Origin of the sequence: Chromohalobacter nigrandesensis, assembly GCF_023061285.1 — a bacterium.
Classification (GTDB): domain Bacteria; phylum Pseudomonadota; class Gammaproteobacteria; order Pseudomonadales; family Halomonadaceae; genus Chromohalobacter; species Chromohalobacter nigrandesensis.
Genome location: NZ_JAKGAM010000015.1, coordinates 60,696 through 73,290 on the forward strand (window position 1 = coordinate 60,696; position 12,595 = coordinate 73,290).

Genomic DNA, 12,595 nt, shown 5'->3' on the forward strand with positions numbered 1-12,595 from the left:
CTTGGTTTCGTCAAGGATGCGAACGCCCCATGCCCCCTGGATATGATCCCGGTTCTCAGAACCTCCCTCTCAACTTGATGCTGACGCTGGCGTCTTTGGTGATCATCGTCGGCGGCATGCAGGCCGGCGCCGACTTGCTGATCCCCATATTGCTGTCGCTTTTCATCGCCGTCATCTGTACGTCGCCGGTGCATTGGCTGCATGAGCGTGGCCTGGGTATGCGTTTGTCGGTATTGGTGACGTTGCTGATACTCGGTGTGATCATGACCCTTCTGGGTGCATTGCTCGGCAACAGCTTCGCAACCTTCATGGATGCCTTGCCCAAGCTTCAGGAGCAGCTACAAGAGTACTATCTGACCGTGCTGCGATGGCTGGCAGGGCAGGGGATCTCCATCGATCCCAAGGGTGTCTCCGAGCTTCTTGATGCCTCCCGGGCGACCGATTGGGTTCCCGTCTTCCTGGGCAGTGTGGGTAACCTGCTCTCGCAAAGTATTGTGATCATGCTGTTGGTGATCTTCATGCTGTTCGAGACATTGGAATTCCGCAACAAGGTCTCGCAAGCCTTGCTCAATCCGGCGCCGAGCCTCCAGCGTTTCACCGAGTTCAGTCGCAATCTCAAGCGTTACCTGGCCATCAAGACAGTTATCAGCCTGGTCACCGGGGCGCTGGTGTGGGCCTCATGCATGCTGATCGGTGTCGACTTCGCGCTGCTATGGGGCACCCTGGCGTTCTGTCTCAACTACATTCCCAATATCGGCTCGGCCTTGGCGGCCGTTCCTGCCGTGCTCTTGACCCTGGCGATGCCGGAAGGTGGGCCCTTCAAGGCGATGTTGCTGGCAGGCGCCTATCTGGCGATCAACTTCCTCATGGGCAATATCATCGAGCCTCGGATCATGGGGCGCACGATGGGGCTTTCCACGTTGGTGGCATTCTTGTCGCTGGTGGTGTGGGGATGGATATTCGGGCCGGTGGGCATGTTGCTGTCGGTGCCGTTGACCATGACGCTCAAGATTGCCCTGGATAGTCATCCCGAAACGCGTTGGCTGGCGAGATTGCTGAGCCCTTCCGCGCGCGTGCAACGTCGTCGTGGCGAGATGAACCCGGAACCGCCTCCCGATTAGCCTGTGCTTCGACGATACCCGTAACGACGATCGCCCCGCATGAGCGGGGCGATCGTCGGTATGCTGCTCTTCTACGGCTTAACGCCGTGACGATCAGGCGTTCTGATCGATGAACTGCGTCAGCTGTGATTTGGACTGTGCACCGACCAAGGAAGCCACCTTGGCGCCGGACTTGAACATCATCACGGTGGGAACGCCACGCACGCCCTGTTCGGCGGCGATTTCCGGGGCGTCGTCGACGTTGATGCTGACGACCTTGAGACCGTCGGCCTTCTCGTCGGCGACTTCATCGACCACGGGGGCCATCATCTTGCAAGGGCCGCACCACGGTGCCCAGAACTTGAGTAGTACGGGGTGTTCGGCGTTGACGACTTCCTGCTCGAAGTTAGCGGAGGTGACATCGACATTATGAGCCATTACGAATCTCTCCAGTATTTCGTTGCGCTTTTGCGAGCGTAGATGAGGCGATGGTAGCCGCTGACCATGGCCCTGGCAAATGCCCCATCGGTATGGCGACAATAGCATCAGCCTATCATGTCGGCGCTTTTTCACGCACCACCAAGGTGGGGTATTGCCAGGCTGCTGGCGCTCTTCTACTCTCGCTCCATATGCTTTAAAGTAATCACAAATTTAAATTTTATGCCATAAAAGATTGTCACGTCGGGAGGCATCGCTCATGAAACTCCAGCAACTGCGTTATATCTGGGAAGTCGCCCGGCACAACCTCAATGTCTCCGCCACTGCGCAGAGCCTGTTTACTTCTCAGCCTGGTATTTCCAAGCAGATACGCTTGCTGGAGGATGAGCTGGGGGTGGAAATCTTCGCGCGTAGCGGCAAGCACCTGACTCGCGTGACCCCGGCCGGTGAGGCGATCATCGAGTTGGCCGGCAAGGTGCTGCGTACCGTCGACAACATCAAGCATGTCTCGCAGGAGCACAGCGACGAGCGGCGCGGTAGCCTCTCGATCGCCACTACCCATACTCAGGCGCGTTATGCCTTGCCGCCCGTCATTCATGAGTTCCGCCAGAAATATCCCGATGTCGCCCTGCACATGCAGCAGGGCACGCCCAAGCAGATTGCCCAGATGGTCAGTGAAGGGCAGGCCGATTTCGCGATCTGCACCGAGTCGCTGGAGCTTTTTACCGATCTGGTGCTGTTGCCATGCTATCGCTGGAACCGCTGTGTGCTGGTTCCGCAGGACCATCCCCTGGCGGTAGTGGAAACACTGACGCTCGAAGTCCTGGCCGAGTATCCGCTAGTGACCTACCTGTTCGGCTTTACCGGCCGCTCGCAGCTCGACGATGCCTTCAAGGCGCATGATCTGACTCCCAACGTAGTACTCACCGCTGCCGATGCCGATGTCATCAAGACCTACGTCCGCCTGGGTCTCGGTGTGGGCATCGTCGCGCACATGGCGGTCGATCCTGTCGTCGATCGCGATCTGGTGGCGCTCGACGCCAGCCACCTCTTCGAAAGCTCGACGACCAAGATCGGCATTCGTCGTGGTACCTTCCTGCGTGGCTTCATGTTCGACTTCGTCAACCGCTTCGCGCCCCACCTCGATCGAGACAGCATTGAAGCTGCGCTGGCCGCCGGGCCGCGTCACGAACAGGCTTTGTTTGAAGGCATCGAGCTGCCGGTGCGCTGAGAGCCGAGAACGGCCCGGCAAACGAGAATGCCGATGTCCCCTGGAGGTGGCATCGGCATGGCTGCGGAGCGTTGTTTTATTGCCCGGGACTAGCGTTTTTAGTGCTGCAGGTGTAGCCCGCACTCGCGCTTGTCTTCCACCTTGGTCGGGTCGAAGTAATCGAAGTTGTTGGGCAGATCATGCTTCTGAAGGTACTGATACATGTCCTTGGCGGTCCAGTGCAGCACGGGGGCGACCTTGATCAAGCCATCCTGATTGATCGATACCGGCTGCATCTGGGCACGCTCGGCGGTGTCCTCGGCGCGTAGCGCGGTGAGCCAGACACGTGGGGCGGCCTCGCGTAGTGCCCGCTGGAACGGCTCGAGCTTGACTTCCTCGGTGAACGCCGCGTGGCGTGGATCGTCGATGGTCGGGAACTCGCCCTCGACGGCGTCGCGATGCGCGCGTGAGCGGCGCGGATGGTAGATCGTCAAGTTGAGGTTCAACTGGCGGCCGATCTCCTCGGCGAAGCGATAGGTGGCCTCGGTGTTGTAGCCGGAGTCCATCCATACCACGGGAATGTCCGGCTGTACCTGCGTGATCATATGCAGGATCACCGCCTCGAAGGGCCGGAAGTTGGTGGTGCAGATCGCCTTGCCATCCAGCGAGAGCGCCCAGCGCACCAGCGCCTCCGGATCGTGACCCAGCTCGCGATTGATAGCATCGATATCGAGCGACATGATGAACTCCTGTGAAAAGGTGGCGTGAAGTCGGTCGACTTCGACGAATGGTCATACCCTAGCAAACCGCCGAAACGATTCCCCAATATCGATTGGTTCGAAGCTTATATGCCTTTCGCGAAGGCAGTTGTCGTCTTGTTAGAACCAATCTGCATGAGCGTTGGCGGTCATCTTCCCAAGGAGTGAATCGCTGTGAGGGGGGTAATACGGGGCGGCTCGTCGTCCGGCCACTCGATGTGTGCCTCGATGGCATAGACATCGCGTAGACGCGCATGGGTCAGGACGTCGCCGGGCGTGCCGCTGGCGGCGACACGGCCTGCCTTGAGCATCCACATGTGATGGGCGAAACGCGCCGCCAGACTGAGGTCGTGAATGGCGATGATGACGATGATATGACGTTGCGCGGCCAGGCGACTCAGCCAGTCGAGCACTTGCAGTTGATGATGAAGATCCAGTGCGCTGGTCGGTTCGTCGAGCAGCAGCAGTGACGGTTCGCGTGTCACGGCTTGCGCGATGGCGACCCGTTGTCGCTGCCCGCCCGAGAGTTGGCCCAATTCGCGCTCGGCCAACGGTTCCAGTTCCAGGGCCTGAAGCGTCGCCTGCACCTTGCGTAGCGCACGTTCATGCGATTCGTGAATGCAGGTGCGGCGTGCCAGCAAGACGGCCTCGAACACGTTGAGTACGGCGCGCGAGCCGAGCTCTTGGGGTAAGTAATACAGGTATCGGGCACGTCGCTCGAGCGATAGCGTCATCAATTCCTGGCCATGCAGCAGGAGCGAGCCGTCAGCGCGCTCGAGGCCGGCGATGGCCTTGAGCAGCGTCGATTTCCCTGCGCCGTTGGGGCCGACCAGGGCGGTGATCTCACCGGGGCGTGCCTCGAGACCGGCGATACCCTCGAGGACGGGCGTGCCTCCCAATCGGCAATCGAGACGTTCGAGCGTGAGCGTCATCCCCACATCTCCTTGCGGCTGCGCAGGATCAGCGAGACGAAAAACGGCAGCCCGATGAGGGCGGTAAGAAGACCGATCGGCAGCAGAATACCGGGCACCAGGGTTTTCGAGAGGATCGAGGTGACGGACATGATCAGCGCGCCGCTGAGGGCGGACATGGGCAGGAAGACGCGCTGGTCTTCGCCGACCAGCAAGCGCGCGATATGCGGGCCCACCAGGCCGACGAAGCCGATCGTCCCCACGAAGGCCACGGCGGTGGCGGCCAGCAGCGAGCAGCACAGCAGGATACGCAGCCGCAAGCGCGCGACATCGATGCCCATGGCCTGGGCATGCAGATCGCCCAGACGCAGTGCGGTGAGTCGCCAGCCGGCGTGGAGAAACACTGGCAGCGTTACGCAAAGCGCCAGCGTTGCCAGGCCGACCTTGTCCCAACTGGCCTTGCCGAGGCTTCCCAGCGACCAGAACACCAGTTGCTGCAAAGCCTCGGCGGAAGCGACGTACTGCATCAAGCCGAGCATGGCGTTGAAGAAGAACATGATGGCGATGCCCATCAGCACCAAGGTTTGCACGCTAACGCCGCGCAGGCGGCTGACACCCCAGATGATCAGCGACGCGGCCAAGGCCAGCAGGAAGGCGTTGCCGGTGACCAGCAAGGTGTCGGCGAAGGGCACGATGCCGACACCGAGGGTAATGGCAAGTGCCGCACCTACACTTGCCGCCGAAGAGATACCCAGCGTGAAGGGGTCGGCGAGGGGGTTGTTGAGGATGGTCTGCATCTCGGCCCCGGCCAGCGCCAGGCTCACGCCGACGACGATTGCCATCAAGGCCACCGGCAGACGAATGTTCCACACGATGACGCGCAGTGCTTCCGATGCGTCGCCTGGCGCAACGAGGGTCATGAGCACATCGCGCAATGGGTAGTGACCTGGGCCGGTGGAAATGTCGACGAGGACCATGACGAGCGTCAGCACGCCGACGCCGAGAATGAGGCGCCGCTGACGCCGTCGACGCAGGCGGTAACGGGTGACGCTGTCGGCAGCAAAGGAATCAGGCATTGCGGTTGTCATATGTGCAGGATACGCGATTCGTCGCGCTCATGGGGCCCATCGGCGCCGAGCGCCTCCATCAGGCGCGAGATCTTGGCCAGTGTCTCCTGGTATTCGGCTTCCTCGTCGGAATCCGCGACCAGGCCGCCGCCACCCCAGAGGTGCAGTTGCCCGGCATCCGCCACGGCAGTGCGGATGGCGATGGAGGTGTCCATGCGTCCACGCACATCGACGTAGCCGATGCTGCCGCAATATACGCTGCGGCGACTGGGTTCGAGGTTGTCGATGAGCTGCATGGCACGGATCTTGGGGGCGCCGGTGATCGAGCCGCCGGGAAACGCCGCGCCAAGGAGATCCAGTGCATGCCGCGTCGTGTCGAGTTGACCGGTCACCACGCTGACCAGGTGATGGACATTGGCGTAGCTCTCCAGGCCGCATAACTGGGGGACGCGGACGCTCCCCGGCCGGCAGATGCGTCCCAGATCGTTACGCAGCAAGTCGACGATCATCACGTTTTCAGCGGTATCCTTGAGGCTGTCGCGCAGCTCGCGCGCATAGCGCCAGTCCTCGGTGGAAGTATCGCCGCGCGGCCGGGTGCCTTTGATGGGGCGCGTTTCCACGTGTCCCGCGACGACTTCGAGGAAGCGTTCCGGTGACAGCGATAAAATACCTTTGTCGTCCCAGGCGAGATAGGCGCCATAAGGCGTCGGCGTGGCCTGACGGAGCCGCCGATAGGCGTGCCATAAATCGCCTTGATAGCGGGCGCTGAAACGCTGGGCGAGATTGATCTGGTAACAATCGCCGCTGCGGATGTAATGCTGCACGGCACGGAAGCGTTCGCCGTAGGCGGCGCGGTCGAGTTCGCCTTGAAAAGAGGAAAGCAGCTTGAACGCCGAAGTCGGCGATGGCATGGATTGTAGCCACGTCAGCACCTGGGCGCGACGCGCCGGCGTAGCCACGAGCCAGGCCTGACCAGCGTGATGGTCGTGAATGAGGGCCCAGTCGTAGAGTCCGACACGGCTGTGGGGTAGCGTGACCGCCTCGTGGGCATGGCCCTTGAAGGCCTCCAGGTGACGCCCGAAATCGTAGCTCCAGTAGCCAATCAAGCCGCCCAGAAACGGCAGCTCGCTCGTCATATCGGCAGCAGGAAGGCGCTCTAGCAAGGCGCGTTGAGCGGCAAGTGGCTCGTCGGGAAGGTCCTCGACGTCACTGGTGACTTGGCCGTCTCGGTCGACTTCCAGCCAGGCGATGGGGTCGCAGCTAAGGATGTCGTAACGCCCGCCGGGGGCCGCCGGTAAGCCGCTGTCCAGCAGCACGGCGCCGGGACGATGGCGCAGGCGCTCGAAGCGAGCCAGCGGATCGCCATGATAGGGCAGGGGCGTCAATTCGAGTGTCGGCATCGGTGCAGCATCCTGTCGCGGGCGGCTCATTTTAGGGAAGCTAGCCGGATTTGTCCGCCCATGAGCGTGTGCGGATAATGACGGCCATTCAACGCCCCTGGGGTGCGGTATACAGAGGATGATGCATATGACAACGTCGCCGGACGAGGGCGAGATGCAGCAAGGGATATTGGCGCGCCCGGATCAGCAGTGCCATTGGCGTCGTCTCGAACGTCGCGAGGGCGCGGGCAATGTGGTCATGCTGCATGGCGCTGGGGTAGCGGCCGAGCTGACCTGGGGGCCCATGGTGACGTATCTCGATGCCTGGCAGACGTTCCTGATGCCCGACTTGCGGGGCATGGGCGCGACGCGTGCGGCAGATGGCCGTGAGCGGCCTTTCTCGCTGGATGAGGTCGTCGACGATGTCGAAGCTTTGCTCGACGCTCAGAATATCGATCAATGCGATGTCATGGGTTATTCGTTTGGCGGACTGGTGGCGATGCGTCTCAAGCAGCGCTTGGGCGCCCGTATCGGGCGAATGATGCTGCTCGAACCGGCGCTTCTGGAGCGCGAGGACCACGCGACCATGGTGCGCGTACGCGATGGCTATGCCGAGGCAGCGCGTGCCATTCGCGAGGCGCCAACGCCGGAAGCGGGTATCGTCGCCTTTCTGGATCTGATTGCGCCACATCGCTCGCGCAATCCGCGGGCCGAGCGCATGATGATACGGCGTCTCGCGCACCGGCCTCTGGGATTCGCCAATGCACTGGATTGCGTGACCGACGCCGTCCGGCATCTCGACCGCGATGCCTTGCTCGAAGCGCAATACGACGTGACGAGCGTCGTGGGAGGTAAAAGTCTCGCTGCCATGCAGGCCTACCATGCGGCCTTGGCGCGGCATCGAACCGACTGGCGTTACATCGAACTGCCGGGGACCGACCATTCCCTGCCGTTTCAAAAACCCCGGCGGCTCGCCGCCCTGTTGCAAGAAGCGTCTTCGCTTGATGCAGATGATTGATTGTCGACAATTACACCGCCGATTGGCGCTGCCTATACGGCGAAAGGTGTAGGATCGCCGGGCTTCAGGCGGTTGACCCTTTTGGGGTAGATTACTAAAGTAATACTTATTCTTTATTGTCGACAATTACATGACGCTTCCTCCTTTACCTCATAACGCCGATTCTCATGATGCGTGGCAGTCGGCGACTGGCCATGACGACGCGCCCGAAGTACGCACACTCGCCGAGCGCGTCTTTCACCAACTTCAAAGCGCCATCGTGCGGGGCGAGCTGGCGCCCGGTGCCAAGATTACTGAGCCGGGCCTGGCCAAGACCTATGGCATCTCGCGCGGCCCGCTGCGCGAGGCGATGCGTCGCCTGGAAGCCCATCGTTTGATCGAGCGTATCCCGCATGTCGGCGCACGCGTAGTCAAACTCTCGATGCGTGAGCTACTGGAGCTGTTCGATCTGCGCGAGGCTCTGGAGAGCATGGCCGCGCGCCTTGCCGCGCGGCACATGACGGCGCCGGAGATCGTCGGGCTGCGTGATGTGCTGGCGGTCCACGAGCGTCAGGAGGACCTGCAGCGCGATGAGGCCTATTTCCAGCGCGAGGGCGACCTGGACTTCCACTACTGCATCGTACAGGGCAGCCACAATCGCATGCTGATGACCATGCTGTGTGACGACCTTTATTACCTGGTGCGCCTTTACCGCACGCAATTCAGTGCCAGCGGCGCGCGCCCGCAGCGGGCCTTCGTCGAGCACCACCGTATCGTCGATGCCATCGAGGCCGGCGACGAGGAGCTGGCCGAACTCCTGATGCGCCGCCACGTCAGTGCCTCTCGCGAGAATGTCGCCAAGCATTATGCCGAGACACTCGATGAGCAAGCGTCCCACACCCGTTTCGAGGAGCATACGACGTCATGAGCCATCTTACTCCCGGCGCGCGTTTTCGTGCGGCACTCGAGGCGCATCGCCCTTTGCCGATCGTCGGCACCATCAATGCCTATACGGCGCTCATGGCCGAGAAGGTCGGGCATCCGGCGATTTATCTCTCTGGGGGTGGCGTGGCCAATGCTTCCTTCGGTTTGCCCGATCTGGGTATGACCACGATGAACGATGTCGCCGAGGACGCTCGGCGTATTACGGCGGCCTCGGAAACGCCGCTGCTGGTCGATATCGATACCGGGTGGGGTGGGGCGTTCAATATTGCGCGCACCGTCAAGGAAATGCAGCGCGCTGGCGTGGCGGCGGTGCACCTGGAAGACCAGGTCGCGCAGAAGCGCTGTGGGCACCGGCCCAACAAGGCCATCGTGTCGCAGCAAGAGATGGTGGATCGCATCAAGGCGGCAGCCGATGCGCGTCTGGATGACGACTTTTATCTGATCGCGCGGACCGATGCCTTTCAGAAGGAAGGGTTGGAAGCAGCCATCGAGCGCGCCAATGCCTGTCTCGAGGCCGGCGCCGATGCCATCTTCGCCGAGGCCGTGCATAGCCTCGAGGACTACCGCGCGTTTTGCTCGCACGTCGATGCGCCGATCCTGGCCAATATCACCGAGTTCGGCGCCACGCCGTTGTTCACCCAGCAGGAACTGCACGATGTGGGTTGTCGCATGGTGCTGTATCCGCTGTCGGCCTTTCGCGCCATGAATGCGGCGGCGCTCGAGGTGTATCGCAGTATTCACGATAACGGGCATCAGCGCGATGTCCTCGACAAGATGCAGACCCGCGAAGAACTTTACGAATTTCTCGACTACCACGCCTTCGAGCGCAAGCTGGATACCCTGTTCGACGAGGGGAAATGACGGGGTGGTCGACGTTTTATCAGCGTAAAGGCAATAACGATAACAACCTGAAACGAGGAGGCTCGCCATGGCAGACAAGACACCCAGCAGTACCGGCTTGCGGGGCATGAGCGCTGGTAGCACCGCGTTATGTACCGTTGGCCAGTCAGGCTCGGGGCTTACGTATCGTGGCTATGACATTCACGATCTCGCCGAGCACGCGCGCTTCGAGGAAGTCGCCTATCTGTTGTTCAAGGGCAAGCTTCCCATCCAGGCGGAGCTGGATGCCTATGTGGCCCGACTCAAGTCGCTGCGCGGGCTGCCCGGTCCGCTGAAGGCCGTGCTCGAACAAATTCCCGCCGACGCCCACCCGATGGATGTGATGCGCACCGGAGCGTCGATGCTGGGCAACCTCGAGACAGAGGAGGACTTCGCCGAGCAGCAGGATAAAAGCGAGCGGATGCTGGCGGCGTTTCCCTCGATCATCAACTACTGGTATCGCTTCAGTCACGATGGCGTACGCATCGACACCGAGACCGACGATGACTCGGTGGGCGGCCATTTCCTGCATTTGCTGCACGGCAAGCCGGCTTCCGAATTGCATGCACGGGTGATGAACGTTTCGTTGATCCTGTACGCCGAGCATGAGTTCAATGCCTCGACGTTTACTGCACGCGTGTGCGCTTCGACACTGTCGGATATCCACTCTTGTGTGACCGGCGCCATCGGCTCGCTACGTGGCCCGCTGCATGGCGGGGCCAACGAAGCGGCGATGGCGATGATCGAGGACTGGCAAACGCCTGATGAGGCCGAGCGCGAGCTACTGGGCATGCTCGAGCGCAAGGAGAAGGTCATGGGCTTCGGGCATGCGATCTATCGCGAATCCGACCCGCGCAATGCCCTTATCAAACAGTGGTCGAAGCGTCTCGCAGACGACGTGGGGGATACGCAGCTCTACCCTGTCTCTGAGCGTGTCGAGGACGTCATGTGGCGCGAGAAGAAACTGTTCTGCAATGCCGACTTCTTCCATGCCAGCGCCTATCACTTCATGGGCATTCCCACCAAGCTGTTCACGCCGATCTTCGTGTGTTCGCGCCTCACCGGCTGGTGTGCTCACGTCTTCGAGCAGCGCGAGAACAACCGCATCATCCGGCCCAGTGCGGACTATATCGGGCCGGAAAAGCAGGAGTGGTTGCCGATCGAGCAGCGCTCGTAAAGAATCCGGCCTGATATAGGCGCGCGGGTTCGGGCGCGCAATAAAAAGCATCGGGCCGGAAAAGCAGGAGTGGTTGCCGATCGAGCAGCGCCGATAATATTGGCTTCGAGCTTCGAGCTTCGAGCTTCGAGCTTCGAGCTTCGAGCTTCGAGCTTCGAGCTTCGAGCTTCGAGCTTCGAGCTTCGAGCTTCGAGCTTCGAGCTTCGAGCCTGACTTCAAGGAATCAACATGAGTGCCAACGTCGAACAGAACCAGCGACCCGACTACGATCCCGAGCTGCAGGTGATCGCCGATTATGTGCTGGAATATCGCGTCACTGGGCAGGAGGCACTGGACACCGCCCGTTACTGCTTGATGGATACACTGGGCTGCGGCTTGCTGGCACTGCGCTTTCCCGAGTGCACCAAGCATCTAGGGCCGTTGGTCGAAGGGACCGTCGTGCCCCACGGTGCGCGGGTGCCAGGCACTCAACTGCGTCTCGATCCGGTCAAGGCGGCCTGGGACATCGGCGGGATCATTCGTTGGCTGGATTACAACGATACCTGGTTGGCGGCGGAGTGGGGCCATCCTTCGGACAATCTGGGGGGAATCCTGGCGATTGCCGATCATCTTTCCCAGAAACGCGTAGCCGAAGGCGAGGCGCCGCTGACCGTGCGCGATGTACTCGAGGCGATGATCATGGCCCATGAGATCCAGGGCGTACTGGCGCTCGAGAACTCGTTCAATCGGGTAGGGCTCGATCACGTTGCCCTGGTCAAGGTGGCCTCGACCGCCGTGGTCGCCAAGCTGATGGGAGCGGATCGCGAGCAGTTGCTTGCCGCGTTGTCGCATGCCTTCGTCGACGGTCAGAGCCTGCGCACTTATCGGCATGCGCCGAACGCCGGGTCGCGCAAGTCCTGGGCGGCGGGCGATGCAACCTCGCGCGGCGTGCGCCTGGCCGATATCGCCATGCGTGGCGAAATGGGCATCCCAGGTGCGTTGAGCGCGCCACAATGGGGCTTCTATGATGTGCTGTTCTCCAAGACCAACAAGGATCAGCAACTCAAGCCGGAAGAAGATCGCCACTTCCATGTCAGTCAGGACTACGGCTCCTATGTCATGGAAAACGTGCTGTTCAAGATCAGCTTCCCTGCGGAGTTCCATGCCCAGACCGCCTGCGAGGCAGCCGTGACGCTGCACCCTCAGGTCAAGGACCGCCTGGAAGATATCGACAAGGTGGTGATCACCACTCATGAATCGGCGATTCGCATCATCTCCAAGGAAGGGCATCTGGCCAATCCAGCCGACCGAGATCATTGTCTTCAGTACATGACCGCCGTTCCCTTGATCTTCGGACACCTGATCGCCGAGCACTACGAAGATGCCTTCCATGAGGCGCACCCGGCCATCGATCGGTTGCGGGACAAGATGGAGGTGGTCGAGGACACGCGTTACAGTCGCGAGTATCTCGAGGCCGACAAGCGTTCCATCGCCAACGCGATTCAGGTGTTCTTCAAGGATGGCAGCAAGACCGAGCAGGTGGCCGTCGAATATCCGATCGGCCATCGCCGACGTCGGTCGGAAGGCATGCCCCTTCTGGAAGATAAGTTTTGCGCTAATCTCGCGACACGCTTTCCGGCGCGTCAATGTAATGACATTCTGGCGCTTTGCGGGGATCAGGCGCGTCTGGAAAGCACCCCTGTACATCGTTTCGTCGATCGTTTCGTGATCTGAGCAAAAACTCCTTGCGTTCAA

12 protein-coding genes are annotated in these 12,595 nt (G+C 61.1%); 7 read left to right on the top strand and 5 right to left on the bottom strand.

Annotated features, from left to right (window positions below):
• Positions 1-29: 29 nt before the first annotated feature.
• Complete coding sequence (locus L1073_RS15020) at positions 30-1,121, top strand: AI-2E family transporter (RefSeq protein ID WP_246900548.1); 1,092 nt, start codon at positions 30-32, stop codon at positions 1,119-1,121.
• A 93-nt stretch (positions 1,122-1,214) separates the two neighbouring features.
• Here the strand turns inward: L1073_RS15020 and trxA are convergent, their stop codons facing one another.
• On the bottom strand, positions 1,215-1,538 hold the full coding sequence (gene trxA, locus L1073_RS15025; RefSeq protein WP_246900549.1) for a thioredoxin: 324 nt from the start codon (positions 1,536-1,538) through the stop codon (positions 1,215-1,217).
• A 259-nt stretch (positions 1,539-1,797) separates the two neighbouring features.
• Between trxA and cysB the strand changes: the two genes are divergently transcribed.
• Positions 1,798-2,769: an HTH-type transcriptional regulator CysB gene (gene cysB / locus L1073_RS15030; protein WP_246900556.1), complete on the top strand. Its 972-nt coding sequence runs from the start codon at positions 1,798-1,800 to the stop codon at positions 2,767-2,769.
• 98 nt (positions 2,770-2,867) lie between these two features.
• Here cysB and L1073_RS15035 read toward each other — a convergent pair whose 3' ends face one another.
• From L1073_RS15035 to pabB, 4 genes are all read right to left on the bottom strand, one after another.
• On the bottom strand, positions 2,868-3,488 hold the full coding sequence (locus L1073_RS15035) for a phosphoadenosine phosphosulfate reductase domain-containing protein (RefSeq protein WP_246900557.1): 621 nt from the start codon (positions 3,486-3,488) through the stop codon (positions 2,868-2,870).
• Positions 3,489-3,655: 167 nt separating this feature from the next.
• A complete protein-coding gene (locus L1073_RS15040) occupies positions 3,656-4,438 on the bottom strand; it encodes an ABC transporter ATP-binding protein (RefSeq protein ID WP_246900559.1) in 783 nt (260 codons plus the stop codon).
• Complete coding sequence (locus tag L1073_RS15045; protein WP_246900561.1) at positions 4,435-5,493, bottom strand: FecCD family ABC transporter permease; 1,059 nt, start codon at positions 5,491-5,493, stop codon at positions 4,435-4,437. Before L1073_RS15045 ends, L1073_RS15040 begins: the two co-directional genes overlap by 4 nt.
• An 8-nt stretch (positions 5,494-5,501) precedes the next feature.
• Positions 5,502-6,884, bottom strand: coding sequence for an aminodeoxychorismate synthase component I (gene pabB, locus L1073_RS15050; protein ID WP_246900563.1), 1,383 nt, complete (start codon positions 6,882-6,884; stop codon positions 5,502-5,504).
• A gap of 127 nt (positions 6,885-7,011) precedes the next feature.
• Between pabB and L1073_RS15055 the strand changes: the two genes are divergently transcribed.
• From L1073_RS15055 to prpD, 5 genes are all read left to right on the top strand, one after another.
• Positions 7,012-7,881, top strand: a complete 870-nt coding sequence (locus L1073_RS15055; RefSeq protein WP_246900565.1) for an alpha/beta fold hydrolase — start codon at positions 7,012-7,014, stop codon at positions 7,879-7,881.
• Between the two features lie 130 nt (positions 7,882-8,011).
• Positions 8,012-8,788 (top strand): GntR family transcriptional regulator, encoded by a 777-nt coding sequence (locus L1073_RS15060; protein WP_246900567.1) that lies wholly within the window; start codon positions 8,012-8,014, stop codon positions 8,786-8,788.
• Complete coding sequence (prpB, locus tag L1073_RS15065) at positions 8,785-9,666, top strand: methylisocitrate lyase (RefSeq protein WP_246900569.1); 882 nt, start codon at positions 8,785-8,787, stop codon at positions 9,664-9,666. Before L1073_RS15060 ends, prpB begins: the two co-directional genes overlap by 4 nt.
• A 67-nt stretch (positions 9,667-9,733) precedes the next feature.
• Positions 9,734-10,861, top strand: coding sequence for a bifunctional 2-methylcitrate synthase/citrate synthase (gene prpC / locus L1073_RS15070; RefSeq protein ID WP_246900571.1), 1,128 nt, complete (start codon positions 9,734-9,736; stop codon positions 10,859-10,861).
• Between the two features lie 228 nt (positions 10,862-11,089).
• Positions 11,090-12,574: a 2-methylcitrate dehydratase gene (gene prpD / locus L1073_RS15075; RefSeq protein ID WP_246900573.1), complete on the top strand. Its 1,485-nt coding sequence runs from the start codon at positions 11,090-11,092 to the stop codon at positions 12,572-12,574.
• Positions 12,575-12,595: the final 21 nt, after the last annotated feature.